28 protein-coding genes are annotated in these 24,869 nt (G+C 60.8%); 16 read left to right on the top strand and 12 right to left on the bottom strand.

The features are described 5' to 3' along the window. Positions 1-31: 31 nt before the first annotated feature. Positions 32-391, bottom strand: coding sequence for a BufA1 family periplasmic bufferin-type metallophore (locus tag V7650_RS06615; protein ID WP_335655464.1), 360 nt, complete (start codon positions 389-391; stop codon positions 32-34). Between the two features lie 154 nt (positions 392-545). Between V7650_RS06615 and tgt the strand changes: the two genes are divergently transcribed. The 8 genes from tgt (at position 546) to xth (ending at position 8,128) form a co-directional block, all read left to right on the top strand. Beyond that, positions 546-1,685, top strand: coding sequence for a tRNA guanosine(34) transglycosylase Tgt (tgt, locus tag V7650_RS06610; RefSeq protein ID WP_442955267.1), 1,140 nt, complete (start codon positions 546-548; stop codon positions 1,683-1,685). A 32-nt stretch (positions 1,686-1,717) separates the two neighbouring features. Next, entirely contained in the window at positions 1,718-2,023 is a 306-nt protein-coding gene (locus V7650_RS06605) for a YdeI/OmpD-associated family protein (protein WP_335655463.1), read from the top strand. A gap of 64 nt (positions 2,024-2,087) precedes the next feature. Next, entirely contained in the window at positions 2,088-4,817 is a 2,730-nt protein-coding gene (locus V7650_RS06600) for a bifunctional [glutamine synthetase] adenylyltransferase/[glutamine synthetase]-adenylyl-L-tyrosine phosphorylase (RefSeq protein WP_335655462.1), read from the top strand. Next, the gene (locus V7650_RS06595) at positions 4,814-5,275 is read left to right on the top strand and encodes a peroxiredoxin (RefSeq protein ID WP_335655461.1); all 462 of its coding nucleotides are present in this window, start codon (positions 4,814-4,816) and stop codon (positions 5,273-5,275) included. The genes V7650_RS06600 and V7650_RS06595 overlap by 4 nt, the downstream gene beginning before the upstream one ends. Before the next feature lie 10 nt (positions 5,276-5,285). Next, the gene (locus V7650_RS06590; protein ID WP_335655460.1) at positions 5,286-6,083 is read left to right on the top strand and encodes a ferritin-like domain-containing protein; all 798 of its coding nucleotides are present in this window, start codon (positions 5,286-5,288) and stop codon (positions 6,081-6,083) included. A 193-nt stretch (positions 6,084-6,276) separates the two neighbouring features. Continuing rightward, positions 6,277-6,897: a M23 family metallopeptidase gene (locus tag V7650_RS06585; protein ID WP_335655459.1), complete on the top strand. Its 621-nt coding sequence runs from the start codon at positions 6,277-6,279 to the stop codon at positions 6,895-6,897. A gap of 91 nt (positions 6,898-6,988) precedes the next feature. Beyond that, positions 6,989-7,339 (top strand): iron-sulfur cluster insertion protein ErpA, encoded by a 351-nt coding sequence (gene erpA, locus V7650_RS06580; RefSeq protein ID WP_335655458.1) that lies wholly within the window; start codon positions 6,989-6,991, stop codon positions 7,337-7,339. Next, a complete protein-coding gene (xth, locus tag V7650_RS06575) occupies positions 7,340-8,128 on the top strand; it encodes an exodeoxyribonuclease III (protein WP_335655457.1) in 789 nt (262 codons plus the stop codon). A gap of 22 nt (positions 8,129-8,150) precedes the next feature. Here the strand turns inward: xth and V7650_RS06570 are convergent, their stop codons facing one another. Next, positions 8,151-9,326, bottom strand: a complete 1,176-nt coding sequence (locus tag V7650_RS06570) for an N-acetyltransferase (protein ID WP_335655456.1) — start codon at positions 9,324-9,326, stop codon at positions 8,151-8,153. A gap of 144 nt (positions 9,327-9,470) precedes the next feature. Between V7650_RS06570 and V7650_RS06565 the strand changes: the two genes are divergently transcribed. Continuing rightward, complete coding sequence (locus V7650_RS06565) at positions 9,471-10,571, top strand: fatty acid desaturase family protein (protein ID WP_335655455.1); 1,101 nt, start codon at positions 9,471-9,473, stop codon at positions 10,569-10,571. Positions 10,572-10,576: 5 nt separating this feature from the next. Here V7650_RS06565 and lptG read toward each other — a convergent pair whose 3' ends face one another. Together lptG and lptF are read right to left on the bottom strand one after the other, a co-directional pair. Continuing rightward, positions 10,577-11,665, bottom strand: coding sequence for an LPS export ABC transporter permease LptG (gene lptG, locus V7650_RS06560; RefSeq protein WP_335655454.1), 1,089 nt, complete (start codon positions 11,663-11,665; stop codon positions 10,577-10,579). Between the two features lie 6 nt (positions 11,666-11,671). Further along, the gene (lptF, locus tag V7650_RS06555; RefSeq protein ID WP_335655693.1) at positions 11,672-12,877 is read right to left on the bottom strand and encodes an LPS export ABC transporter permease LptF; all 1,206 of its coding nucleotides are present in this window, start codon (positions 12,875-12,877) and stop codon (positions 11,672-11,674) included. A gap of 131 nt (positions 12,878-13,008) precedes the next feature. On the opposite strand from lptF, the gene V7650_RS06550 reads away from it, so the two are divergent. Genes V7650_RS06550 through V7650_RS06535 form a run of 4 tightly spaced genes read left to right on the top strand, consistent with a single transcriptional unit; the run spans position 13,009 to position 15,854 of the window. Further along, positions 13,009-13,491, top strand: a complete 483-nt coding sequence (locus V7650_RS06550) for a DUF2141 domain-containing protein (protein ID WP_335655453.1) — start codon at positions 13,009-13,011, stop codon at positions 13,489-13,491. A gap of 35 nt (positions 13,492-13,526) precedes the next feature. Then, complete coding sequence (locus tag V7650_RS06545; protein WP_335655452.1) at positions 13,527-14,501, top strand: diacylglycerol/lipid kinase family protein; 975 nt, start codon at positions 13,527-13,529, stop codon at positions 14,499-14,501. A 15-nt stretch (positions 14,502-14,516) separates the two neighbouring features. Next, entirely contained in the window at positions 14,517-15,434 is a 918-nt protein-coding gene (locus V7650_RS06540; protein ID WP_335655451.1) for a hypothetical protein, read from the top strand. Positions 15,435-15,458: 24 nt separating this feature from the next. Next, positions 15,459-15,854: a cupin gene (locus V7650_RS06535; protein ID WP_335655450.1), complete on the top strand. Its 396-nt coding sequence runs from the start codon at positions 15,459-15,461 to the stop codon at positions 15,852-15,854. A gap of 6 nt (positions 15,855-15,860) precedes the next feature. Here V7650_RS06535 and V7650_RS06530 read toward each other — a convergent pair whose 3' ends face one another. Next, the gene (locus tag V7650_RS06530; RefSeq protein WP_335655449.1) at positions 15,861-16,655 is read right to left on the bottom strand and encodes an enoyl-CoA hydratase/isomerase family protein; all 795 of its coding nucleotides are present in this window, start codon (positions 16,653-16,655) and stop codon (positions 15,861-15,863) included. A 53-nt stretch (positions 16,656-16,708) separates the two neighbouring features. Between V7650_RS06530 and V7650_RS06525 the strand changes: the two genes are divergently transcribed. Next, on the top strand, positions 16,709-16,981 hold the full coding sequence (locus tag V7650_RS06525; RefSeq protein WP_335655448.1) for a BrnT family toxin: 273 nt from the start codon (positions 16,709-16,711) through the stop codon (positions 16,979-16,981). Beyond that, entirely contained in the window at positions 16,965-17,246 is a 282-nt protein-coding gene (locus V7650_RS06520) for a BrnA antitoxin family protein (protein WP_335655447.1), read from the top strand. Before V7650_RS06525 ends, V7650_RS06520 begins: the two co-directional genes overlap by 17 nt. A gap of 40 nt (positions 17,247-17,286) precedes the next feature. On the opposite strand, the gene spt is transcribed toward V7650_RS06520, so the two are convergent. Continuing rightward, the gene (gene spt, locus V7650_RS06515) at positions 17,287-18,486 is read right to left on the bottom strand and encodes a serine palmitoyltransferase (RefSeq protein WP_335655446.1); all 1,200 of its coding nucleotides are present in this window, start codon (positions 18,484-18,486) and stop codon (positions 17,287-17,289) included. A gap of 90 nt (positions 18,487-18,576) precedes the next feature. Further along, a complete protein-coding gene (locus tag V7650_RS06510; RefSeq protein ID WP_335655445.1) occupies positions 18,577-18,822 on the bottom strand; it encodes an acyl carrier protein in 246 nt (81 codons plus the stop codon). A 152-nt stretch (positions 18,823-18,974) separates the two neighbouring features. Between V7650_RS06510 and V7650_RS06505 the strand changes: the two genes are divergently transcribed. Beyond that, positions 18,975-19,493: a Pycsar system effector family protein gene (locus V7650_RS06505; protein ID WP_335655444.1), complete on the top strand. Its 519-nt coding sequence runs from the start codon at positions 18,975-18,977 to the stop codon at positions 19,491-19,493. A gap of 6 nt (positions 19,494-19,499) precedes the next feature. Here V7650_RS06505 and V7650_RS06500 read toward each other — a convergent pair whose 3' ends face one another. The 5 genes from V7650_RS06500 to V7650_RS06480 all read right to left on the bottom strand — a co-directional run bounded on the left by V7650_RS06500 (position 19,500) and on the right by V7650_RS06480 (position 24,799). Continuing rightward, positions 19,500-20,432 carry an NAD-dependent epimerase/dehydratase family protein gene (locus V7650_RS06500; protein ID WP_335655443.1) on the bottom strand — a complete coding sequence of 311 codons (933 nt, stop codon included), beginning with the start codon at positions 20,430-20,432 and terminating at the stop codon, positions 19,500-19,502. A 5-nt stretch (positions 20,433-20,437) separates the two neighbouring features. Further along, positions 20,438-21,547, bottom strand: a complete 1,110-nt coding sequence (proB, locus tag V7650_RS06495; RefSeq protein WP_335655442.1) for a glutamate 5-kinase — start codon at positions 21,545-21,547, stop codon at positions 20,438-20,440. Further along, positions 21,544-22,608: a GTPase ObgE gene (gene obgE, locus V7650_RS06490; RefSeq protein WP_335655441.1), complete on the bottom strand. Its 1,065-nt coding sequence runs from the start codon at positions 22,606-22,608 to the stop codon at positions 21,544-21,546. Before obgE ends, proB begins: the two co-directional genes overlap by 4 nt. Before the next feature lie 89 nt (positions 22,609-22,697). After that, positions 22,698-23,453, bottom strand: a complete 756-nt coding sequence (locus V7650_RS06485) for a glucose 1-dehydrogenase (RefSeq protein WP_335655440.1) — start codon at positions 23,451-23,453, stop codon at positions 22,698-22,700. A 44-nt stretch (positions 23,454-23,497) separates the two neighbouring features. Further along, positions 23,498-24,799 (bottom strand): aromatic ring-hydroxylating oxygenase subunit alpha, encoded by a 1,302-nt coding sequence (locus V7650_RS06480; RefSeq protein WP_335655439.1) that lies wholly within the window; start codon positions 24,797-24,799, stop codon positions 23,498-23,500. Positions 24,800-24,869: the final 70 nt, after the last annotated feature.

The raw sequence follows: 24,869 nt of genomic DNA, 5'->3' as shown, positions 1-24,869 counted from the left end.
TGGCAGCCCCTGGTCTGGTTTGGCCTGGCGCCTAGCCTGCGACCGGATCGACCGCGGGCGCGACCGGCGGGTCATTGTCGGCGACGGCGGTGAGCGAGCCGCCCATCGCCTCGCACTCGCCCGGCGCGGTATATTTCCAGGCGTTCCCCTGGTAGTCGAGCACCGCGGTCCCGGCGCAGCTGGTGCCTTCGCCGGCGGCGCAGTCATTCTTGCCGGCGAGGGCGATGCCGTAGCATTTCTCCTTCTCGGCCGCGGCAACCTCGGTCGCTTCGCTGGTCGAGGCTTCGGCGCTGTTGCCGGTCGCTTCGCTGGCGCCGCCGGAGCAGGCGGACAGGGTGGCCGCAGCGATCAGCGCGGCGGCGGCGGAACCAAGTCTGGTGGCATGTGTCATGGGAGTCTCCCGATTTAGGTCTTTGAAAACAGGCTGCCATCCTGCACAGCAACTGGCAAATTCGAACAGGACTCAGCCATGCTTGCACGCCCGACGCCAAAATACAAACCCGAAGCTGTCAAATCCGGTATCACCACCGGGTCAGGCCATGATCATGGCTGAGCGCTTCGCCTTCTCGATCGCCGCCACCGACGGCAAGGCCCGCACCGGCACCATCTCGATGCTGCGCGGCGACATCCGCACGCCCGCCTTCATGCCGGTCGGAACCGCCGCCACGGTCAAGGCGATGAAGCCGGAAAGCGTCCGCGCGACCGGCGCCGACATCATTCTCGGCAACACCTATCACCTGATGCTGCGCCCTGGCGCGGAACGGGTCGCGCGGCTCGGCGGGCTGCACAAGTTCATGAACTGGGACCGCCCGATCCTGACCGACAGCGGCGGCTATCAGGTGATGAGCCTGTCGGAGCTGACCAAATTGAGCGAGGACGGCGTCGAATTCCAGAGCCATCTCGACGGCTCGCGCCACATGCTGACGCCGGAACGGTCGATGGAAATCCAGCGGCTGCTGGGCAGCGATATCGTCATGGCCTTTGACGAATGCACGAAAAATGGTGCCACCCGCGACGAGGCCCTCGCCTCGATGGAGCGGTCGATGCGCTGGGCCAAGCGGTCGCGCGACGGCTTTGACAGTGGCACCGACCATGCGGCGAAAGCGGCGCTGTTCGGCATCCAGCAGGGTTCGCTCGACCGCGACATGCGCGCCGCCTCGGCCCGGGCGCTGATCGACATCGGCTTTGACGGCTACGCCATCGGCGGCCTTGCGGTGGGCGAGGGACAGGAGGCAATGTTCGGCGTGCTCGACTATGCGCCGGACCAGTTGCCCGCCGACAAGCCGCGCTATCTGATGGGCGTCGGCAAGCCCGACGATCTGGTCGGCGCGGTGGCGCGCGGCGTCGACATGTTCGATTGCGTGCTGCCCAGCCGCTCCGGCCGCAACGGCCAGGCCTTCACCGCGCGCGGCGCGATCAATATCCGCAACGCCAAATTTGCCGAGGATCTGGCCCCGCTCGACGAAAGCTGCGCTTGCTCCGTCTGTGCCAGCCACAGCCGCGCCTATCTGCACCATCTGATCCGGGCGAAGGAGATATTGGGCGCGATGCTGATGACCGAGCATAATATTGCCTATTACCAGTCGCTGATGGCCGGCATGCGCGCCGCCATTGCCGAGGGGCGTTTCGCCGCCTTCGCCGACGCCTTCTCGCGCGACTATCTGGCGGACGCCGGCACCGGTTGATTTCGCCTTGCGGGGCCAGTAACAATGGCGCCATGACCGAGACGCTGGCCGAGGGAACCGTCCATCAGGTGGCGGACGACCTGCGCGCTGCCCTTGAGGCAGACACGGAGATCCGCGCGCTGTGGCAAGGCCTCACGCCGCTTGGCCGCAACGAGTTCATCTGCTGGGTAGAAGATGCCAGGCAGGCCAAGACCCGGGACAGGCGGATCGGGCGAACCGTCGAGGAATTGAAGGAAGGCAAGCGCCGGCCCTGCTGCTGGGCGGGCTGCATCCATCGCACCGACAAGGCGCCCGGCGCCTGGCAGCAGGCGGTGCTGATCGACAAGACAAAAGCATAGGCCAATCCCTGCGGTCGATACGGCGAGGCGTGACAAATCCGCGCGAGACCTTAAAGCTCGTCGGATGACCCTATCGTTGCTTCCCCAGCCAGGCCTGCTTTCCGACGCCTTGAGGCGCGCGCGCGAACATGCGCCCTATCTGAAGATGCTGCTCGAAGTGCAGCCGGACCTGGCCGACCTGCTGGCGGCGGAAAATCTCGATGGTGCGTTCGACTATTGCGCGCAGGCCGGAGCGAAAGCCGCCAATGTCCGGCAGAAACTGCGCCAGGAAAAACGGGCGCTGGCGCTGACCCTCGCAATCGGGGATCTGGCCGGGCAGCTGTCGCTGACCGATGTGATCACCCGCTTGTCCGATTTTGCCGATCGGGCGCTGGACGAGGCGCTCGCGGATATCTACGCGACGCGCTATCCCGATGCGCCGCTGGAAGGCTTCTCGATCATCGCGCTCGGCAAGCATGGCAGTCGCGAACTCAACTATTCGTCCGATATCGATCCGATCTTCATCTATGATCCGGAAAAGATTCCGGTCCGCGGCAAGGAAGAGCCCAGCGATGCGGCCCGGCGGATCGGCCAGCAGCTGGTCGAGGCGCTCAACAGTCGCGACGCCGAGGGCTATGTGTTCCGGGTCGACATGCGGCTGCGGCCGTCGCCGGAAGTGAGTCCCGTTGCGCTGCCGGTCGAGGCAGCGATCAGCTATTATGAATCGAGCGCACTCGCCTGGGAGCAGGCGGCTTTCATCCGGTCGCGGGCGGCAGCCGGCGACCAGTCGCTGGGCCGCAATTTTCTTGAGACCATCAATCCGTTCATCTGGCGGCGGTCGCTGGATTATGGCGCGATCCGCAATATCGGATCGGTGACCGCGCAAATCCGCGACCATTATGCCGCGGGGCAGAAATTCGGGCCCGGCTTTGACCTCAAACGCGGGCGCGGCGGGATCCGGGAAACCGAATTCTACGCCCAGATGCACCAGCTGATCTTCGGCGGCCGGCAACCCGATTTGCGCGTCCCGGCAACCCGCGATGCGCTGGCCGCGCTGGTCAAGGCGGCAAGGATCGATGCCGAGAAGGCCAACGTGCTGAGCGAGGCCTATGAAATCTACCGGGTGATCGAACACCGCTTGCAGATGGTCAATGACCAGCAGACCCACAGCCTGCCCGACGGCATGGCGGAGCTCGACCGGGTGGCGCGGCTGCACGGACTCGAAGACGGTCAGACATTGCTCGATCTGCTGGCCCCGCATGTCGATGCCGTCGGCAATATATACGACGATCTGATCGAACCCGAGGATAGCGCGCGCCTGCCGACGGATGAAGGAAAGCTGGCCGCTGCTATAGCCGAAAAAAATCTGGTGGAAGGCGACAGCTTTGTTCAGGCGATCAAGCGCTGGCGGAGCGGCAAGGTAACGGCGCTGCGATCCTCGGCGGCGCAGGAATCGTTCGAAGCAATCTTGCCGGACCTGGTGGACGCGATCGCGACCGCCCCCAATTCGACCAAGGCGCTCGCCCGGCTCGACAGCCTGATCGACAAATTGCCCACCGCGATCAACTTTTTCCGGATTCTCGAGGCGCGACCAGGCCTGCTCCAGTTGCTCAGCCAGATCCTCAGCCACGCACCGGTGCTGGCGGATGAACTGGCCCGGCGAGCGGAACTGTTTGACGGGCTGATCGACACCACGGCGCTCGACCTGCCGCCCTCGGTCGACAGTCTCGCCGCACAATTTTCCCGTACCGAACCCGGCGACGATTATCAGATTCTGCTGGACCGGGTCCGTGAGCGGGTGGGCGAGAAACGCTTCGCTCTCGGCGTGCAGCTGATCGAGGGTCGCCATGATGCGCTCGACATATCGGAGGGCTATGCCCGGGTCGCGGAAGCGGCGATCCAGGTGCTGACCGATGCAACCATTGCCGAATTTGAGCTGGCGCACGGAAAAATCGACGGCAGCGCGCTGACCATCCTGGCCCTCGGTCGCCTCGGCGGCGAAGCACTGACCCATGCCTCGGATCTTGATCTGATTTTCCTGTTTTCCGGCGATCACAGCGCCGAGTCCGACGGGGAGCGCCCGCTGGGCGCAACCCGCTATTATAATCGTCTGACCGCGCGGATCGTGACCGCCTTGTCGGTGCCGACCGCTGCGGGTCCGCTCTACGAGGTCGACACCCGCTTGCGCCCGTCGGGAACGCAAGGGCCGCTGGCGGTGTCGCTGGAGAGCTTTTACAAATACCAGCGGGACAGCGCCTGGACCTGGGAACATATGGCGCTGACCCGGGCGCGGCCGGTCTACGGCAGCTCTGACGCGCGGCAGGGTCTCCGCGAGCAGATGCACGAAATCCTGCGCGATCACCGCGAACCGGAAGAATTGCGCAAGGCGGTCCGGAAAATGCGGCTGGATATTGTCCAGCACAAGCCGCCGAAGGGGCCGCTCGACACGAAACTGATGGAAGGCGGGCTGGTCGACTGGGAATTCATCGTTCATTTTTTGCAGCTGAAGACTGGCGAAGCGCTGCATCCGCAGCTGGGCAAGGCAGTGCGCGCACTGGTTGCCGGCGGTCATCTGGGCGAAGACATGGTGACCGCCCATGACCTGATGACGCGGCTCCTGGTAGCCTTGCGGCTGATGTCGCCGGATTGCGACTATCCTCCGGAAACCAGCCGCGCGCTGATCGCCAAGGCAGCGGGGCAGGCAAGCTGGGAAGCCCTGCTGGATGGCTATGACAAGGCCAGGCAATGCGTTATTGACGAGTGGAATCGGCACCTGCGGCCGGACCCGGATGAAATATTAGGAGATATCAAATGATCGATGTGGGCGACAAAATTCCGGATATGGAGCTGGTGGCACCGGACGGCAGCCCGGTGAAGATATCCGACTATGCCGGCAAGAAACTGGTGCTGTTCTTTTACCCGAAAGCGAGCACGCCCGGATGCACGACCGAATCAAGGGATTTTTCCGCGCTTCTGCCGGAGTTTGAAAAGGCCGGCGCAGCGGTGCTGGGAATGTCTGCCGATTCGCCAAAGCGGCAGCAGAATTTCATCACCAAGCAGGAGCTGACCGTCGATATCGCCTCGGATGAAAGCACCGAATTTCTCGAAAAAATCGGTGTCTGGGCGGAAAAGCAGATGTACGGCAAGACCTTCATGGGCATCATCCGTTCGACCTTTTTGATCGGACCCGATGGCACCGTCCTCAAGGCCTGGCCCAAGGTGAAGGTCAAGGGCCATGCCGAAGAGGTTCTGGCTGCGGTGCAGGCGGCCTAGAATTTCGGCAATGATAGAGCAAGCTGGCGTCGGTGCGGCCGTTCTGCGCGTGCTGCAGACCGCCAATCCGGCCGCAAAGGTCATGGCTGCACGCCATGCCGCCCGGCAGTGGCGACTTGGACGCCTCTCCTTCGATTTCTGTGACAGCATGCCAGACATGCCGGCGCGGCCGGATCGGCCGATCCTGATGCGGCCACGCGATATGCCGAGGCGAGGCACGGGCACCTCGATACCTCGCCGCGTCGCGCTGATTCACGCTTTGGCGCATATCGAATTCGTGGCCATTGACCTTGCGTTTGACATGATCGGACGATTCGGATCGCAATTTCCCCGCGAATTCACCGACGACTGGATGCGGGTCGGTGCGGAAGAGGCCATGCATTTCGTGCTGCTCGACCGGCGCCTGCGGGAGATGGACTGCTGGTACGGCGCGCTTCCCGCCCATGACGGCCTCTGGGACAGCGCCCAAAACACCGCGCATGATGTGTCCGCCCGGTTGGCGATCGTGCCGATGGTGCTCGAAGCGCGCGGGCTGGACGTCACTCCGGAAACCGTGGAACGGTTCAAGCGACAGGGCGACATTCTGACCGCTCGGGTGCTGGGCCGAATCTATCAGGATGAAATCACCCACGTCGGATTTGGCACGAAATGGTTCGAATATGAGGTCCGCAGACGCGACCTGTCGCCACATGACCACTGGCAAAAACTGGTAAAAACCCATTTCAAAGGCGGATTAAAGCCTCCATTCAACGACTCAGCGCGCCGAACAGCCGGTCTGACCCGGGAATATTATTATGGTGTTGAATAATTAAACGGAATGAATTTACAACACCACTCGATCAACAAATGATCGACAGGGGCAAAGGTTCCAAAAAAAATTCAAGCCATGGATTGCATGGGTCGCTAGTAAAAGGTTCGATCATTTTATGAACGAAAACATAGTCGCTTTAATTCGTAAATCTGTGAGCAAGATCACAGCCATTGCATTCCTTGGCTCGGCAATGATTTTTTCCACCGCTGCATCAGCAGAAGCATCCTCCGAAGCCAGCATCCCCGTCGATGTTCTCAAGAGCCAGGCCGCGGAAAGCGCGCTTGGCGAATCGGATCCCGCCTTCAAGATGATTTTCGAGAAGTGGGCCGGACAGGGCAAGCAGGAAGCGGTCAAGCTGACCATTCCATCGCGCAAGCCGGTAACCGACTTTACCCTGACCAGTTCCTACGGCTTTCGTGCCGATCCATTTCGCGGTCGCCGCGCCAATCACAAGGGTCTTGATATGGCCGGACCGATTGGCACCCCGATATATGCTACGGCCGACGGGATCGTCGGTCGTGCGCAGTGGGTGAACGGATATGGGAAGTATATCGAAATCAACCACGGCAACGGGATCCAGACCCGCTATGGCCATATGTCGCGCCTCAACGTCGATGCCAATGCACGCGTCAAGAGCGGCGACCTGATCGGCTTCATGGGTTCCACCGGCCGGTCGACCGGCAGCCATCTTCATTATGAAGTGCGTATCGCCGGAGAAGCCGTCAATCCAATCCCGTTCATGCAGTCCAATGAATTCCTGATCGCCCAGAAGCTGAATTCCGGCGTTGCATTGGGTGGCCCAGCCGAATAAGATAGATTCAACACCTTTGGGAGAGGGTGCATGAAGGGGCGGTCAGAGCTTAGGGCTTGCCGCTCCTTTTGTTTGTCCCTATCTTGAAAGCATGAACCAAGTTCTTGCACCCGTCGAACAGGATATCATCCTGACCCCCAATGCTGCCAAGCGCGTTGCTGCGATCGCTCAAAAACAGGGCAAGTCCGCAATATTGCGATTGGCCGTCGAAGGCGGGGGCTGTTCCGGCTTTCAGTATCGTTTCGGTCTCGCCGACGGCATTGAGGACGATGATGTTGCGGTCGAGGAATCGGGTGTCACGCTCGTCGTCGATGAAATCAGCCTGGATCTCGTGCGCGGCAGCGCGGTCGATTTCGTGGAGTCGCTGGGCGGCAGCGCATTTCAGGTTACCAATCCCAACGCCGCCTCGGGTTGCGGCTGCGGTTCCAGCTTTTCCATTTAAGTGAAGATCGCAAGCTTCAACATCAACGGCATCAAGGCCCGGCTGCCGCGCCTGCTGGAATGGCTCGATGAAACCCGGCCGGATGTCGCGTGCCTGCAGGAAATCAAGACGCAGGACGAGGGCTTCCCGGCCGACAAGTTCGAAGAAATCGGCTATGGCGCGATCTGGCACGGGCAGAAGAGCTTCAACGGTGTCGCGATATTGGCGCGCGACCAGGTACCGGAAGAGGTCAAGCGTGGTCTGGACGGGGAACCGGAAGACGAGCACAGCCGCTATATAGAGGCCAATATCAGCAGCAAGGACGGACAGAAGGTTCGCGTCGCGAGCATCTATCTGCCCAACGGCAATCCGCATCCCGGCCCGAAATTCGATTTCAAGCTGCGCTGGATGAAGCGCTTGCGCGACCGTGCCGCCGAAATCTGGGCCGAAGAGGTGCCGGCGGTGCTGGCCGGGGACTATAATGTGATCCCGCGCGACAATGATGTCTATTCGGTCCGGGCGATGCAGGATGATGCGCTGATGCAGCCGGAAAGCCGGCAAGGCTATCGTCGCATCCTGAATGACGGCTGGACCGATGCGTTGGGCGTGACCTATCCGGCGGGTAAAATCTGGACCTACTGGGATTATCGCAGCGGCGGCTGGCAACGCGACCAGGGGTTTCGCATCGACCATCTGCTGCTCAGTCCGCTGGCGGCCGACGCCCTGAAGAGCTGCGGTGTCGACAAGGAGCATCGCGGTCGCGAAAAGGCCAGCGATCACACGCCGGCATGGGTGGATCTGAATATCTAGACTGTCACCGGTTGGCGAATGATCAAGGCTGGGTCGGACCGACCGTCTTTTGGTAGATCAGATATTCCCGGTTGATTGCGGCGCCGATCGCGTCGGCAATCGCGACCATTCCCTGGTTGTCTTCCAGTATCCAGCCGATCTCCGCATAGCGGGTGCCGAAATCGGCGACCGCGTCGCGGCGGATATATTCGATCATCATGAAGGCCATCTGGCTCGCCAGGCGGGTGTTGTGCAATTCCTTCTTGACGCCCATCAGGGGCACCCGCATCGACTGCGCCTTGGGGAATTTCAGCCACCAGAGCAGCTTCGCCCAACCAAATGGCAGCAGCGAGCCCCCCAGTCCCCGGATCACCTCATTCATGTTGGGCAGGGTCATCATGAAGGCAACCGGTTCGCCGTCGAGTTCGGCAATCCGGATCAGCGCCTCATGGACAATCGGCTTGAGGCTCTTGCCGGCATGATCGATCTCGTGATCGGTCATCGGCACAAACCCCCAGTTGGTCGACCATGCGTCGTTCAGGATGCCCATGATGATTGCGGCATCGCGGTCAAAATGCTTCTTGTCCACCTTGCGGATCACGAGCTTCTTGTTGCGTTCTCCGGAGGCGACAATGCGGTTGATCAGGTCCGGAAATCCGTCCTTTACCGGCAGGTCATAGGTCACCAGACGCTTCGCCACCTCGTAGCCCAGCGCTTCTATCCAGCGCTGATAGGCGGGGTTGTGATGGCCCATCATGATCATCGGGCTCTGCTCGTGACCCTGTGTCAGCAATCCCGGTTCCTCCCAGACGGACAGGCTGAGCGGGGCGAGGACGCGGGTCATGCCCTGATCGCTCAGCCATTGTTCGGCCGCGCGGATAAGGGCATGCATGGCGGCTTCGTCTTTCGCTTCCATAATGCCCCAATTGCCGGTTCCTGGGCCCATGCCCTGCTCGGGCGGTTGCTGGAGCGCCAGTTCGTCGATATGGGCGCTGATCCGGCCAACCACTTTTCCCGCGCGCAACGCCAGAAAAAACTGCACTTTGGCATGTTCGAAGAACGGGTTTTTGCCGGGGGTGATGAGCTTGGAGACTTCGGATCTCAGCGGCGGAACCCAGTGCGGGTCACTGGCATTGAGTTCATAGGCGATATCTATAAACTGTCCGATCTGGGCCTTGGTAGCAACCGGCACGATCACTATATCCTGATTGGCCACCATATTCTGTCCTTCGATATTCACGGCTGGCTGAGACGTTAATCGCGGCGCAATGTCAAGGGCGACAACGTTGCCGCTGTCTTGTCCTTGCCATGATGTCGCCACGATATGCTGCTCTATACAGGCTCAACAAACATGCAGGTATTTATGAGTTCGACAACGATCTTCACGAAAAATGCGCCGGAAACGGCTGCCGATCTGCGCCAGGCCTCCACGCGCATTCCTGTAGCGGAGGACAATGAGCTGATCCGGGCTGCCGCGAAAGTGACCCGCGACCTCAATACGCCCAAGCCGGCCATCTACTGGGCCGACTTCCTAGCGTCGGTGGCCGTCGGCTACGGCGCGCTTGCGGGTGCGATCCTGAGCCCCTCCACGGCGCTTGCCATCGCCTTCGGAGCGGTGGCGATTCTCGCCCTGTACCGGGCCGGAAGCTTCATTCACGAATTGACCCATGTGCGCCGCAATGCGTTGCCCGGCTTCCATTTTGCGTGGAATGCCCTGTTTGGCGTGCCGATGCTGATCCCGTCGTTCATGTACGAGGGCATTCACAGCATCCATCACCGGACCAAGAAATACGGCACGATCGAGGATCCGGAATATTTGCCGCTGGCCCTGATGAAACCCTGGTCGGTGCCGCTGTTCGTGGTCGTGGCGGCGCTGGCTCCGGTCGCACTGCTATTCCGCTACGCGATATTGTCGCCGCTTTCGCTTTTCATTCCGCCGCTGCGCCGTGTCGTCGTGGAGCGCTATTCCGGCCTGATCATCAATCCCGAGTTTCGCCGCAAGCCGGCGGAAGGCGAGCTCAGGCGCCGCTGGATCGCCTGCGAGATCGCTGCCAGCCTGTGGGCTATTGCCCTGATTGTCATGGTCTCGACCGGCATCCTTCCGGTGCGGGCCTTTCTGATATTCATGGCGATCATGTCCGGCAGCGTGATCCTCAACCAGATCCGGACCCTGGTCGCGCACTTGTGGGAGAATGACGGCCAGGAGATGAGCGTGACCGCGCAATATCTCGACAGCGTCAACGTTCCGCCACCGTCAACGCTGCCAGCCTTGTGGGCTCCGGTCGGACTCCGCTATCATGCATTGCACCACCTGCTGCCGGGCGTGCCCTATCACAGCCTGGGTGAAGCGCACCGGCGCATCGCCGCCGAATTGCCGACCGAGTCGCCCTTTTACCGGGCGAACCATGGAAGCCTTCGAACTCTGGTCGTCGGTCTGGTACGCGGCAGCACCGGACGCGCCTGAGCCGGCTATTCTTCGGTTCGGATAAGTACGGTTTCACCGATCAGGAAAAACAGCAGGAACGGTGCCCATGCCGCCAGCAGCGCGGGATAGGCGCCGATATTGCCCATCGCGAGTGCAAAATTGTCCGCCACGAAATAGGCAAAGCCGAGGGCCATGCCGATCACCGCCCTGATGAACAGCTGTCCGGAACGGGCAAGGCCGAACGCCGCGACAGCGCCCAGCAGCGGCATCAGGATCGATGACATCGGCCCGGAAATCTTGTGCCACCAGCCCGCCTCGAGGCTCATCGTCGGGCGTCCCGCGCGCTGCAGTTCTTCAATCGCCCCATGCAAGGCAAATATCGACAGGCTGTCGGCGCTGACATTGCTGAGGGTGAACTGATCCGGCCTGATGGAATCGCCGATCAGCAGTTCCGGCCTTTTCTCCTCGGTGCCGGTGGCCACATCGAACTGGGTGACCCCGGTCAGCAACCATCCTTTACCGGTAAACCGGGCCTCCTCGCCCTGGAGCAGGCTGTTCAGCTCGTTGGCGCTCCGATTGAAAATCCTGACATCTTGCAGCCTCACATTGTCGGCGCGCCCGGTTACCAGCCGCGCGTTGATCAGGTTGTTGCCATCCTTGACCCAGACATTGGTTCGCACGTTGCTTTCGGCCGGAATGGGGCCGAATTCCACTTTTTCCCATTGCGAAAGGCGGGCGGTCGCCGGGGCCACTAGTGTTACATTGAACACGAAGGACAGGACGGCCACGCCCATGCTGGCGACGATAAGCGGAGCGAGTATCTGATGGGCCGAAAGACCCCCGGCCTTCATCGAAATGACCTCGCTGTTCTGGTTCAGCGTGGCCAGCGTGATGATCGTTCCCAACAGCACCGAAAAAGGCAGGAAGCGCGCGATCAGCTGTGGTGCACGCAACGAGACATAGGTCCACAGCTCGGCTTCGCCGTTGCCGGGATGCGCCAGAATTTTGCCGCTTTCTCCGAGCAGGTCCAGTGCCTGCAGGACGAGGACCAGCAAGGCCAAGACCGCCAGCGTGCGGATGACGAACATTTTCGCCATGTAGATGGCAAGCGTGCGGGAAGGGAAAAAGTCCATGGCCGGCTATTCCTCCACCATCGCGCGCTTGCGGTTGAAGCTGAGCAGGCCTTTGAACACCCCGCCGAACTTCGAAAATGCCTTTTCCAGTGCCCCGATCGGCTGGCCACCCGGAACATGGGCGGCGACATGATACATCCAGATGATCAGCGCGGCGAACAGGCAAAAGGGCAGCCAGAGGGCAATGATCGGATCAACGAGCCCGAGGGAACCGATGTCCTCGCCATATTCATTGACCTTGTGATAGGTGACAATCATCACGATCGACAGAAAGACCCCGAGCGCCGAGGTCGAACGTTTCGGCGGAACCGCCAGCGCAACGGCCAGCAACGGCATCAGCAACATCATCACCACCTCGACCATGCGAAAATGGAAATTGGAACGGGTTTCGTTGCGTTCGGCCTCCGGGCGCTTCGTGTCGAGACCGACCCGCACCAGCTCCGGTATCGTATATTCAAGATTCTTGCCTCCCCGGGAGCGAAAGGATTCGATCGTGGGCAGGTCAATCGGCAGGTCATGATTGCTGAAGCTCAATATCCGCGGCTTCTGGTAATTTGGCGCATCATGGATCAGCACCCCATCGGTCAGGCGCAGGATGATCGTGTCGGGGTCGTCGGTCGCCAGAAACTGACCGCTTTTAGCGGTGACCGAGACGGTCTGGCCCGTCTTGCTTTCGGCCCGGACAAACATCCCGCTGAGCTTGGTGCCGTTGTCGCGGCTTTCCTCGATCCGCAGCGTCATCCGGCTGCCGAGACTGGTAAATTCCCCGACCTTGATCGAGGCACCGAGTGCGCCGGACCGCAATTCGAAACGCAATTCTTCGTAATAATAGCGCGACAGCGGCTGGATGAAGCCGACCAGGGCCAGGTTTACCAGCATCAGCGCCGCCGCAAACATGTACGGCACCCGCAGGAGCCGCCCGTAGCCTTGGCCGACGGCACGGAAAACATCGAGTTCGGAACTCAGGGCCAGCTGCCGGAATGCCAGCAATATGCCGAGCAGCAAGCCGATCGGGATGCCCAGCGACAGATATTCGGGAATCAGGTTGGCCAGCATCCGCCAGACGACGCTGACGGGGCCCCCTTCGGCAGCGACAAAATCAAACAGGCGCAGCATTTTTTCGAGCACCAGCAGCATGGCCGCTATCACCAGCGTGCTGAACAGGGGCACGGCAATCAGCCTCGCCAGATAGCGATCAGCGGAAGTCAGCAGTTTCAACTTGTTGTCTCCCTCTCACCATGTTTTCGCCGCAAATCAATTCCATAACAATCTGCGGATCGGGGGCTGATTCTTGACCGTGTCGGAGTGATGGCGCGGGTATAACGACTAGGAGTAACTTCGTCATGTTGAAATTTGCGGCTTCCATCGCATTATCGACCACCCTTTTGCTTTCCTCTGCCCCTGCCTTTGCAGGTGGCCGGGAAATACCCAATGACATGCGCCCCTGCCGGACGGGCAAAGGTCCTGCGGTGAAAGTGGAAATTGCCGGGCTGAAAGAGGCGACCGGCAAGATCCGGGTCCAAAGCTACCGCGGCACCAAGGACGAATGGCTGAAAAGCGGTGCGTGGCTAAACCGCATCGAAGTGCCCGTGACCGCCCAGAAGATGACCTTCTGTCTGCCGTTCGGCAAGACCGGCGAATATGCGATTGCCGTGCGTCACGACCTGAACGGGAATGGCAAGACCGATATTTCCAGCGACGGTGGCGGCATGTCGAACAACCCGAGCATCAGCATCTTCAACCTTGGCAAGCCAAGCTACAAGAAGACCAAATTTGCGCTTGGCAATGAGGTCAAAACCATCAGCATCAGCATGAAATATATGTGATCTATCCTGTGCACTGCGTAATTTGGGGCTAATTTATGGCAAATGTCGCGCTTCTTTCCAATCCGAATTCAACTGGAAATCGGGCGATTTTGCCAGAAGTCAGATCCTATTGCGTCAAGAACAGCGACGTTTTCCACTATGAAGTGGATCATGTTCACGAAATTGCCAAGGCACTGGAAACCATTGCCCGGGTGAAGCCGAAGGTGCTGGTGATCAACGGCGGTGACGGAACCGTGCAGGCTGCGCTGACGGAATTGTATCAGGGCGGCCATTTTGGCGATAACCCTCCACCGGTCGCCGTGCTGCCAAATGGCAAGACCAATCTGATCGCGCTCGATCTGGGCGCCGAGGGCAACCCGCTGAAGGCACTGGAGCGGATCGTCGAGCTCGCCAAGCATGACCTGCACGAGCATCTCGTGTCCCGCGAGCTGATTGCGCTTTCCGATGGCGGCAAGGACAGCAAGGTCGTCCTCGGCATGTTTCTCGGCGGTGCGGGTCTGTCGGAATTCATTCTCTACTGCCGCCACAAGATTTATCCGCTGGGACTGCCCAATGCCGCAGCCCATGTGCTGACGGTGTTCGCCGCGCTCGCCTCGGTCCTGTTCGGGATTCGGGGCAAGTTTCTGCCCAACCGGTCGCGCCCGATCAAGATATCGCTGATCCGCGACGGTCAGTTTCAGGGCAATTTTGCCGTGCTGATCGTCACCACGCTGGAACGGCTGCTGCTGATGAAGCGGTCGATGCGCAACCAGAACGCGATCGGCCGGATGCAGTTTCTGGCGATCGACCAGCGCGCCGGTGCGATTGTCCGTTTTCTGCTGTCGGTAATATTCGGACGGCTCGGCAAAAATGTTCAGAAGGGCATTCATCTGGAACGTGGCGACACGATCCGGATCGAGGGAGAAGGCAGCAACGTGCTGATGGACGGTGAACTCTTCTGCGCCCAGCCCGGCCATCCGATCGTGCTGAAGTCGACCAAGGCAGTTTCCTTCCTTCGGCTGGCCGCTTGAGCTAAGGCGTTTCGCGTGAGCGAACTCGAAACCCTGATTGCAGACGAACTGGCGCAGCCGGTGGATCCCCGCGTTTCGGCTTTTGCCGCATCGATTGCTGCCTCATATGGCGCGGCCGCGCGGGCCGTGCTCTTCTATGGCTCCTGCCTGCGCACCACCGAGCTCGAAGGGCAGATGCTCGATTTCTATCTGATCGTTTCCAGCTACGAGGAGGCCTATGGCAAGAGCTGGCTCGTCGGGGCCAACAGGCGGCTGCCGCCCAATGTCTTTCCCGCCGAACATGGAGGTCTGGTGGCCAAGGTGGCAGTGCTCAGCGACGAGGATTTTCACAGGCTGAACCGCATTGCAGCCAGCGCGGTCAGCGTCTGGGCGCGATTTGCACAGCCCGCGCGGCTGGCATGGCATGCGGATGGGCCGGTACAGGCGCAGGTGGTCGAGGCGATTGCCGGGGCGCCCGTCACTCTGTTCGACCTGACTCGTCCGATGATGGACACGGATACCGAATATGGGATTCTGGACCTCTGGAAGCGCGGCTTTGAGCTGACCTACGGAGCGGAACTGCGGGCAGAGCGAAAGGATCGTTCGGGTTCGGTGGTCGATTCCGATCCCGAACGCTATGCGCGCTTCGGATCAGCCGTCGCCGCCACCATCGCCGAACGGGACCAAGGCCGGGGCAGGGGGCCGACATCCCCTGACTCGCGGAAAGCGGCCGAAAAAAGATGGCGGCAATTGCGGCGCAACGGCAAGCTTTTGACGCTCGCCCGGCTGGCCAAGGCCTCTGCCACCTATGCCGGGGGGATCGACTATCTGGCATGGAAGATCAATCGCCATGCCGGAACCGACTATGTGATCCGGCCGTGGCAACGCAAATGGCCGATTCTGGGCGCGCTGGTGATGCTACCGCGGCTGGTCATGGGTGGGGCAATCAAGTAGAAGGTGACTGCAAGGAGAAGGCATATGCCGCACAGGCTGGCAAGCAATCCGATCCATCTGGGTCTCGGCGCAACCGCAGTGGTTCAGCCCGAAATGACCGGCGGGATGGAATGGTATGCGCAATATGGCGCGCGACACGATGATGACGGTGCCGAGGGCCGACTGGTGGCGATGCACACGTTCACCGAAAGCTGGGATGCCTGGGAAATGCATCCGAACGGTGCGGAAGTGGTCCTGTGTGCCGCAGGTGAAATCACGCTGATCCAGGAAATGACCGACGGGATCCTGCAACGCACGACATTATCGGCGGGCCAATATGCGATCAACGCACCGGGTGTCTGGCACACGGCCGACGTCGAAGGCTCCGCCACCGCGGTCTTCATCACCGCGGGAGAGGGCACCGAACATCGGGAACGATGATGAGCGCTACCGGTCCTTGTAGTCCGGTTTCCGCTTCGCGAAAAACGCCTTTGCCGCTTCCCGGCTGTCTTCGGTCATTGACAGCATCACCTGCTGCCGGTCCTCGATCGCGAGCGCGGCCTCGAAACTCTGTGCATCGATATTGCGGTTCAGGGCATCCTTGGACAGGCGCAGGCCCATGGGCGCGGTGTCCAGCATTTCTCCGGCCAGCGACAGGCCGGTCGCGAGCAGCTTGTCCTCGTCCACGACTTCGCTGATCAGCCCGTATCTTTCCGCCCGTTCGGCATGGATGAAGCGCCCGGTCAGAATCAGTTCCGAGGCGATAGAGGCACCGACCATGCGCGGCAGGAAATAGCTCGACCCCATGTCGCAGCCACCGAGGCCGATCTTGATATAGGCCGCGTTCATCTTCAGGCTGGCCGCGCCATAGCGGACGTCGCTGGCAAGCAGCAGCGAGAAGCCGCCGCCGCAGGCCGCACCCTGCGCCAGCGCGATGATCGGCTGCGGGCATTGCCGCATCAGCTGCATCACTGTCGCGATGGAGCGCTGCGTGTTCCAGACATGCTGGACCTGTCCGCGGGAACCGTCATTCTTCCAGCCGCCAATGTCGAGCCCGGCGCAAAAGGCCCGGCCCTCGGCACGGAAAATCACCACCCGCACATCCAGACGCTTCTGCAGGCCCCGGAAATAATCCTGCAGCGCATAGATCATCGCCTCGTTCATCGTATTCAGCTTGTCGGGGCGGTTGAGCGTCAATATCTCGATCGCGCCGCGCTGTTCGATGAGTATGGGGTTGGTCATAGCTGCTTTCCGATATTGACACAGTGCTTGTAGTTACATATTTGTAGTGCCAAATGAAATGGCGCTGGGATCAACGCAAGGCTGCTGCCAACAAAAGCAAACATGGCGTTTCGTTCGAACTTGCGGCTCTGGTATTTGATGATCCTCTGCACCTGAGTCAACTGGACTCGCATCCAGACGAAAATCGATGGAAAACGATCGGCCGGGTCAGCACGGCAACATTGCTGGTCGTCCATACATATTTTGATGACGAAAGCGGCGGCAGAATCATCAGCGCCCGGAAAGCGACCGCATTTGAGAGAAAGGCCTATGAAGAAGAAACCTGAAAATTATGCTCCCGATTTGGAGAAGCAACTGGCCGCATTGGACGCGATGCGTGAAGAGGATATCGATCTTTCCGACGTGCCCGAGGAGACAAACTGGTTGGCTGCTGAGCGGGGCAAATTCTATCGACCGGTGAAGGAGCAGGTGACCTTGCGGCTGGATGCGGACGTGTTACGCTGGTTCAGGGAGTCCGGCAGGGGCTATCAGACACGGATCAACGCGGCGCTCAGGCAATTTGTCGACGAGGATGATCGCAAGGCGGGATAGGCTAGCCCAACAAATCAGCCAACACACAGGGGTAGATCAGCTAAATCGCGCCAACCGCTTTGCCCGCCGCTTCAAACATCCCCAGGATCTGGTCAACCTGCTCGCTCGTATGTTCCGCGCACAGCGAACAGCGGAGCAGCGTCATGTTCGCCGGGGTCGCCGGCGGTCTCGCCAGGTTCACGTAGAGCCCCTCCGCGAGCAAAGCCTGCCACATCATCGCGCCTTTCTCGAGGTCGGGCATGATTACCGCGATGATGGCGCTCTGCGCCTCGGATGTGCCAAGGGTGAAACCCAGGTCGCGCAGGCCCTGGTGCAGTTTCTTGCTGTTCTCCCAGAGATGGGCGCGCTTGTTGCCGCTGTGCATCAGCTTGCGGATCGACGTGCTTGCCGTTGCCATCACGCTCGGCGGCAGGCTGGCGGTGAACACGTAGGGACGGCAGACCAGCCGCAATATCTCGAATTTCGGATGGTTGGAGACGCAGAAGCCGCCGACCGTGCCGACGCTCTTGCTGAACGTGCCGATGATGAAATCGACGTCGTCGATCACGCCCTGCGCTTCACAGACGCCGCGGCCATTTTCGCCGATGAATCCCATGCTGTGCGCTTCGTCGACCAGCACCATGGCACCGTTTTCCTTGCAGACGCGGACCATCTCCTTGAGCGGCGCAACGTCCCCGAGCATCGAATAGACGCCTTCCAGGACCACCAGCTTGCCGGCTTCTGCGGGCAGCCGTTTCAGCCGCTTTTCCAGCGCCTCGACATCATTGTGGCGAAAGGCGACGATCTCGGCATTTCCCATCGCGCAGCCGTCATAGATGGACGCATGGCTGTCGATATCGAGGATGACATAGTCGCCCTTGCCGGCGAGCGTCGAGATGATACCGAGATTTGCCTGATAGCCGGTGGAAAAGACCATCGCGTGGTCCATCGCGTAAAATTCCCTGAGCGCATCCTCGCAATCCCGGTGCAGGCTGTAGGTGCCGTTGAGCACGCGGCTGCCGGTGGTGCCGGAACCGAATTCCGCGAGCGCCTTCAGGCCGGCTGCGCGCACGTCGTCGTCAAAGGTCATGCCCATGTAATTATAGGTGCCCAGGAGAATGGTTTCCTTGCCGTTGCACACGGCGACGGTTGGCGAGAGCACTTCCTCCATCACCAGCGAAAACGGGTCCTTGACGCCGGTGGCAAGGAGGTTTTCGCGCTCCCGGATGAGCGGATCGAATTTACTGAGTAGATCGGTCATTTTTGCTTCCGTTCTTGCTGAGCCTGCCGGAGTACCAACCACCCGCTCGTGCGACCCTTTGACTAGCTCAGGGCGAACGGGTGTCGGGCGTCAGCTGTCCATCAACTTTGCTACCGCATCGGCCAGCTGGCCGACGTTCTCGATTTCGGCCTGCATGTTCATGGTGATGATGATATCGAATTCATCCTCGACCGCGGCGACAAAATCCATGACCGTCAGGCTGTCCCATTCCAGATCGCCCTGAAAGGTGGTGGCGGCCGACAGATCGACGCCCTTGTTGTTGAAGGGGCCGATCAGTTCGCTGATCTTGGCCATGATTTCATCGCGATTTGCCATTTGTTGCTTTCCTCGTGTCACTGGCCAAAATGCCTTCGCAGACCTTTGCCAAGGGATGCGCCCCAATGGCAAGCGAATAAGGCGCAAAAGCGGCATCAGCTTGCCCAAATGCGTCGATTGTGCCACTTTCCCGGAAGCGGAGGGGGTTACCTATGGTGGAAGACAGAAAATGGCCGGATGACGCGGTTTATGCGCTACGGACGACCCAGCAGCATCATGTCCAGTTGAGCATGATGGCGGACCACAAGGCCAATATGCTGATCGGCGCGACCTTCATCGTTTTCACCCTGGCAATCGGACAAAGCCAGGCCGGCAATCTTTCGCTGCCGCTGCTGATCCTGGCCATCGCCGCCTTTGCATCGGCTGGGCTGGCCGCGATTGCCGTCATGCCATCCTTCACCACCCCCAAGGGCGGGCCAACCAACATGCTGTTTTTTGGCGGCTTCGGCACGCTGTCGGAAGAGGAATTTGTCGACCGCCTGCTGGATCACGAGTTCCAGAGCCAGGAAAGCGTTTATCGCGCAATGCTGCGCGACATCTACCAGATGGGCACCCTGCTGGGGCGCAAGAAATACCGTTATCTCGCCTGGGCTTACCGGATGTTTCTGGCCGGTCTGACGCTCACCTTCATCATCTATGTCTATGAGCAGTTTGCCGGTTCGATCCTCTGAGGCTGATCACAGCCAGTCGTTCTGACGATACCAGCCTGCCGTGTCCTTGAGACCCTGGCCGGTTTCGATCCGGGGCTGCCACAGTTCGACCGGCAGGCGCTTTGCCGGATCAATCGTCCAGTCGTCATGGCAGAAATAATTGACCCGGTCGCGGGTGAGCTTGGCCTTGTCGCCCCTTAGCAGGCGATCGGCCCCTGCACCGAGCCGCAGCAGCGATTTGGGCATGCCCACCGCAGAGATTTTCTTGCCGATTGCCCATCCGATCGCCTGCGCGAAACCAGCCTGCGTCCAGCCCCCGGCAAGGCCGTCGTCAACCTCGAATATCCCGGCGGTCAGGTCGTCCTGTTGGGGCAGGGCGGCAAACAGGGCGCAGCAGAGGTCCTCGACATGAATGACCGACAGCCGCCCGTCGGCATCGGGGGGCAAGGGGACAAATCCCAGTCTCGCCATCTTGAACAGGTCGAGAAACTCGCGGTCGCCTGGTCCATAGACCGCGGGCGGACGGACAATCGTCCAGTCGAGGCCGCTGGTGGCGACGATTTTTTCAGCCTTGGCCTTGGTTTCGCCGTAGACGGACAGCTGCGGCTGGGTGGCGGCCAGCGAGGAAACGTGAAGAAACCGCCGCGCTCCGTCTTGCTTGGCAGCTTCCACCATGGCCAGCGTCCCGGCGACATTTCCGGATTCGAAGCCGCTCCGGTCGGCAGCATTCACGACGCCGGCAATATGCAGAACCATATCCGCGCCCGCACACAATTGGTCGAGGCTTTTGCTGTCGTCCAGTGCGCCAGCGACCCACTGGACACCCGGACGGACATCCTGCCTGCGGCGGGTCAGCGCCTTTGCCTCATAGCCTTCGCGTACAAGCAGATCCAGCATCCTGCTGCCGACAAACCCTGTCGCGCCGGTGATCGCGACTGTCTTTCTTTGCGTATGGGTCATGGTGGCTAGACCAGCACCATCTGGTTGCGGTGAACCACGGCGCTGCGCGGCGCATAGCCGAGCAGGGCTTCCAGCTCCGAACTGCGATGGCCGATGATCTTGGCGCAATCGAGCGCGCCATATTCGGTCAGTCCGCGAGCGATGGTCACCCCTTGCGCATCCCGGATCTCGATCACGTCGCTGCGCTCAAACTGCCCCTCGATGGTGATAATGCCGGCCGCCAGAAGGCTGCCGCCCGACTGCAAGGCAGAGATTGCACCGGCATCAATGGTGATCGTTCCTGCCGAAGTCAGTCTGCCGCCAAGCCAGGCCTTGCGGGCATTGGCGCCGTCTCCTGCCTGGAACAGCGTGCCGACATTGGTCAGGGCATAGCGTTCCAGCGGATGGTCTTCCCGGCCCGATATGATCGACAGCTCGATTCCGGCAAGATTGGCAATTTTTGCGGCTTCCAGCTTGGATGTCATCCCGCCGGATCCCAGTCCGGAAGAGGAGCTGCCGTCTGCCATCGCCATGATCGACGCATCAACGCTTTCCACCAGGCCGATAAACTGTCCGTGCGTTTCGCTGCCCGGCCTCCGGTCATACAGGCCATCGATATCGGATAGCAGCATGACGCGATCGGCTGCCGCCGCTTGCGCCACGCGCGCGGCGAGCCGGTCATTGTCGCCAAAGCGGATCTCGTCGGTTGCCACGCTGTCATTTTCGTTGATGACCGCTATCGCCCGGTTTTCGAGCAGTTTTTCGAGCGTCGCGGTGGCGTTGAGATAGCGTTTGCGGTCTTCCAGGTCATCCAGCGTGAGCAGCATCTGGGCCGCGGTGATGTCATGTTCTGCCAATAGCTCGGACCACAGGCTGCTCAGGGCGATCTGCCCCACCGAGGCCGCCGCCTGGGCATCGGCCAGACTGGCCCGTCCGCCTTTTTCGAGACCGAGCCTGCGCGCGCCAAGGGCAATCGATCCGGAAGAAACGATGATGACATTATGGCCCGCCTGGTGGCGCTTTGCGATATCCGCAACCAGCGTTTTGAGCCATGGCCGGCGCGCCTGTCCGTCCTCGCCGACGAGCAGCGAGGATCCGACCTTGACGACGATCGTTTCCCGCTTTGCGCCATTCACAGCGGCGACCAGTCCTTGGCTTTGTCCTCTTCGCCCGAGGAATTTTCTGGCTGGCCCTTGCGTTCGATCGAGCTGTTTTCGCCCACCGCTTCCAGAATCTTGTCCAGTGCCGCGTCCAGTCCGGCACCGGTCGCGCCCGAAACCGGCAGCACATGCTCCGCTCCGGCCGCCCGCAACTGGCTGGCGATATCGGCCATCAGCTCGTCGTCGAGCAGATCGGCCTTGTTGAGCGCCAGAATCTGGGGCTTTTCCGAAAGGCCGCCGCCATATTTCTCGAGTTCCTTGCTGACCGTCTGCCAGGCCGAGACCGGATCATCACCGGTCGCATCGACCAGATGCAGCAGGATCTTGCAGCGTTCGATATGGCCGAGGAAGCGGTCGCCAATGCCCGCGCCGTCGGCTGCGCCCTCGATCAGTCCGGGAATATCGGCGAGCACAAACTCGCGGCTCTTGTGGCGGACCACGCCAAGCTGCGGATGGATGGTGGTGAACGGATAGGCACCGACCTTGGCGTCGGCGTTGGTCACCTTGTTGATCAGCGTCGACTTGCCGGCGTTGGGCAGGCCGACCAGACCCGCATCGGCGATCAGCTTGAGCCGCAACCAGACGGCTGCTTCCTCACCGAGCTCGCCGGGCTGGTGCTGGCGCGGGGCACGATTGGTCGAGCTTTTGTAGCTGGCATTGCCGCGTCCGCCGATGCCGCCTTCCAGAAAGGTCGCGCGCTGACCCTCCTGCGTGAAGTCGAGCAGCACATGGTCCTTGTCTTCCGACAGGATCTGGGTGCCGACCGGCACCTTGATGACCAGGTCTTCGCCGCCGGCACCGGTACGGTTGCGGCCTGCGCCGCCCCTGCCGCGCGGGGCTCTGAAATGCTGGGCATAGCGAAAGTCGATAAGGGTGTTCAGGCCTTCCACCGCGAGAAAGACGATATCGCCGCCCTTGCCGCCATTGCCGCCGTCGGGGCCGCCATATTGAATATATTTTTCACGCCGGAAACTGACAGCGCCGGGCCCGCCCTGACCGGAGCTGACATAGATTTTGGCTTGATCGAGAAAATGCATGTTGGTGCATTTAGGGACTGGACGCGCGAAACGCTAGGCTTTGGTGCAATATAACGACATTGCCCGCCCCTCTCCGCCGCGAAAATGCCCTATATGCTCAGTCCCCCGTCGACCGCGAAGGCGGCACCGGTGGCGAACTTGCTCTCGTCGGAGGCCAGATAGACCACGAGATGCGCGACGTCGTCGGGTTCGCCCATATGGCCGACCGGCTGGGCCAGCTTGAACCCCTCCTCGGTTTCGGCCGGATTGGGGGTTCCGTCGATCACGCTGCGGACATTGGGCGTCATGATCGTGCCGGGCAGTACCGCGTTGACGCGCACCCCGTTCTTTTCGCGCGCGCAATAGAGCGCGATCGATTTGGTCATCATCGGAATGGCCGCCTTGGCGCTGTTATAGGCGACCAGATCGGCGCTGGCGCTGATCGCGGCGGCGGAAGAAAAATTGATGATCGACCCGCCGGTCTTGCTCATCAGCGGCAGGGCCGCCTTGCAGCCAAGAAAGATGGAGTCGACGTCGACAGTGTAGCAGCGGCGGAAATCCTCGTAACTGACGTCGGCGATCGACCCGAACACGGTGACTGCGGCGTTGTTGACCAGCACGTCGAGCCGGCCATATTCGGCTTCGACATGGCCGATGACTTCGTTCCAGCGATCCGGGTTGGTGACATCCTGTTCGATGAAATCGACATGGGGTCCCAGTTCGGCGGCCGTTGCCGCTCCGGCTTCCGCATTGTGATCGGTGATCAGAACCCGTGCCCCTTCGTCGGACAGGCGCTTCGCCGATGCCTTGCCCAGCCCCATCGCGCCGCCGGTCAGCAATATGATCTTGTCCTGCACCCGTCCCATCAATATTCCTTTTCCCGGCCTGCGCCGCCATTTTTTTCGTCAGATTATTCAGCGGCTTCCAGCTGGTCCATCTCGGCAACGCGCGGGTCGTTCGGATAGACCCATTCCTCGCCGATTACCTGTTCGACGGCGAGCTCTTCGGGCACGCGGTTGAGGCCGATCATCTTGTCGCAATTCTGGTGAAAGCTGTAGATCCGTGCTTCCTGATAGCTCAGCGGCACGCTCTTGAAACCGTCGCTTTCCATCGATTTCTGGATCATCTCGCCAAATTGCGTGTCCTCGAGAATGATCGGCGACATGTCGCGGCCATTCGGCTTGCTGTCGTCGGGCACGGTCCACAGATCGGGGGCCGGGCCGTCGCCCCAGTCCATCGCCATTGTCACCAGTTCCAGCCGGGTGGTGTTGAGCGACGTCGGCCAGAAGATCAGCGGCGGCACGAAATAATTGCTCAGCGGCGATACCCAGTTGGGGAACATCGTGTAGCTTTGCGTGCAGGTCCGGCCAAATTCGCCGACGCCTTCGATCTCCTGCCAGTTGGGCGGACTGTCGATGGCGCGGACATGCTCGCGGCTGGTCTGCGCCGGCGCCGGTGCCAGCATCCGGGCGTGGCCATTGGGATAGAGCGTGTTCACATTGCGCTTGCTGTCGACCAGCGGCGACACCGTATTGGGGTGGATGAAGGGGACATGGTAGACCTCCATATTGGCCTCCATCGCAACCTTCCAGTTGCACTTCAGCTCGAAGCTGTGGCGCGCCGCGAGCCGGATCTTGTCGAAGCGAAATTCCTTCCAATCCTCCCACACCGGGCCCAGCCACTGCTTCAGCGGCATCGCCTCTTCATCGAAATTGACGAAGATCAGATTGCCCAGCCGCTCGCACTTGACCGGGATCAGGCTGCGGCAGGACATGTCGAAATCCGGACCGAAATCCTGCTTTTCCGGTACGCCGACCAAGGTGCCATCGGTCTTGTAGGTCCAGTTGTGATAGCCGCACATCAGCCGCGGCGACCGGCCCCGTTCTTCGGTCACGACCGGTGCGCCGCGGTGGCGGCAGGTGTTGTAAAAGGCGCGCACCTCGCCGTCCATTCCGTGCACGATGACGATCGGGTCGCCGATCTGCTCCCACTTCATGAAACATCCCGGCTCCGGCACTTCATCGATATGAGCGGCAAACAGCCAGCATTTCTTCCACAGATATTGCTGTTCGAGATCATAATATTTCTGGGAGGTGTAGCGGCCAGCTGGCAGGTCAGGGAGACGGGGGAAGTCCTGGGGTGGCGCGGTACGCGACGCTTCCCACTCCATCAGCCGCTTCATTTGATCGATATAGGCGGGCTCCATCGGCATCCATATTCTCCTTCTCCGACGGTTTGCTCGCATGGAGCAAGGGCCAAGTCGATTGGCAAATATGATAGAC

Source organism: Parasphingorhabdus sp. (assembly GCF_036964565.1).
GTDB lineage: Bacteria > Pseudomonadota > Alphaproteobacteria > Sphingomonadales > Sphingomonadaceae > Parasphingorhabdus.
This window is presented reverse-complemented; position numbering and strand designations above follow the sequence as displayed.

What these genes read in the sequence shown, in the direction of transcription:
- V7650_RS06590 (WP_335655460.1), top strand. Translation starts at nt 5,286, where the DNA reads ATGATAGAGCAAGCTGGCGTCGGTGCGGCCGTTCTGCGCGTGCTGCAG.
- obgE (WP_335655441.1), bottom strand. Translation starts at nt 22,608, where the DNA reads ATGCATTTTCTCGATCAAGCCAAAATCTATGTCAGCTCCGGTCAGGGC.
- V7650_RS06585 (WP_335655459.1), top strand. Translation starts at nt 6,277, where the DNA reads ATGATTTTTTCCACCGCTGCATCAGCAGAAGCATCCTCCGAAGCCAGC.
- V7650_RS06530 (WP_335655449.1), bottom strand. Translation starts at nt 16,655, where the DNA reads ATGACCAACCCCATACTCATCGAACAGCGCGGCGCGATCGAGATATTG.
- V7650_RS06570 (WP_335655456.1), bottom strand. Translation starts at nt 9,326, where the DNA reads ATGGTGGCCAATCAGGATATAGTGATCGTGCCGGTTGCTACCAAGGCC.
- V7650_RS06535 (WP_335655450.1), top strand. Translation starts at nt 15,459, where the DNA reads ATGCCGCACAGGCTGGCAAGCAATCCGATCCATCTGGGTCTCGGCGCA.
- spt (WP_335655446.1), bottom strand. Translation starts at nt 18,486, where the DNA reads ATGACCGATCTACTCAGTAAATTCGATCCGCTCATCCGGGAGCGCGAA.
- V7650_RS06595 (WP_335655461.1), top strand. Translation starts at nt 4,814, where the DNA reads ATGATCGATGTGGGCGACAAAATTCCGGATATGGAGCTGGTGGCACCG.
- V7650_RS06545 (WP_335655452.1), top strand. Translation starts at nt 13,527, where the DNA reads ATGGCAAATGTCGCGCTTCTTTCCAATCCGAATTCAACTGGAAATCGG.
- V7650_RS06500 (WP_335655443.1), bottom strand. Translation starts at nt 20,432, where the DNA reads ATGACCCATACGCAAAGAAAGACAGTCGCGATCACCGGCGCGACAGGG.
- lptG (WP_335655454.1), bottom strand. Translation starts at nt 11,665, where the DNA reads ATGGACTTTTTCCCTTCCCGCACGCTTGCCATCTACATGGCGAAAATG.
- V7650_RS06505 (WP_335655444.1), top strand. Translation starts at nt 18,975, where the DNA reads ATGGTGGAAGACAGAAAATGGCCGGATGACGCGGTTTATGCGCTACGG.
- V7650_RS06520 (WP_335655447.1), top strand. Translation starts at nt 16,965, where the DNA reads ATGAAGAAGAAACCTGAAAATTATGCTCCCGATTTGGAGAAGCAACTG.
- V7650_RS06565 (WP_335655455.1), top strand. Translation starts at nt 9,471, where the DNA reads ATGAGTTCGACAACGATCTTCACGAAAAATGCGCCGGAAACGGCTGCC.
- V7650_RS06550 (WP_335655453.1), top strand. Translation starts at nt 13,009, where the DNA reads ATGTTGAAATTTGCGGCTTCCATCGCATTATCGACCACCCTTTTGCTT.
- V7650_RS06480 (WP_335655439.1), bottom strand. Translation starts at nt 24,799, where the DNA reads ATGCCGATGGAGCCCGCCTATATCGATCAAATGAAGCGGCTGATGGAG.
- V7650_RS06600 (WP_335655462.1), top strand. Translation starts at nt 2,088, where the DNA reads ATGACCCTATCGTTGCTTCCCCAGCCAGGCCTGCTTTCCGACGCCTTG.
- V7650_RS06525 (WP_335655448.1), top strand. Translation starts at nt 16,709, where the DNA reads ATGAAATGGCGCTGGGATCAACGCAAGGCTGCTGCCAACAAAAGCAAA.
- V7650_RS06605 (WP_335655463.1), top strand. Translation starts at nt 1,718, where the DNA reads ATGACCGAGACGCTGGCCGAGGGAACCGTCCATCAGGTGGCGGACGAC.
- tgt (WP_442955267.1), top strand. Translation starts at nt 546, where the DNA reads ATGGCTGAGCGCTTCGCCTTCTCGATCGCCGCCACCGACGGCAAGGCC.
- V7650_RS06615 (WP_335655464.1), bottom strand. Translation starts at nt 391, where the DNA reads ATGACACATGCCACCAGACTTGGTTCCGCCGCCGCCGCGCTGATCGCT.
- V7650_RS06510 (WP_335655445.1), bottom strand. Translation starts at nt 18,822, where the DNA reads ATGGCAAATCGCGATGAAATCATGGCCAAGATCAGCGAACTGATCGGC.
- erpA (WP_335655458.1), top strand. Translation starts at nt 6,989, where the DNA reads ATGAACCAAGTTCTTGCACCCGTCGAACAGGATATCATCCTGACCCCC.
- V7650_RS06485 (WP_335655440.1), bottom strand. Translation starts at nt 23,453, where the DNA reads ATGGGACGGGTGCAGGACAAGATCATATTGCTGACCGGCGGCGCGATG.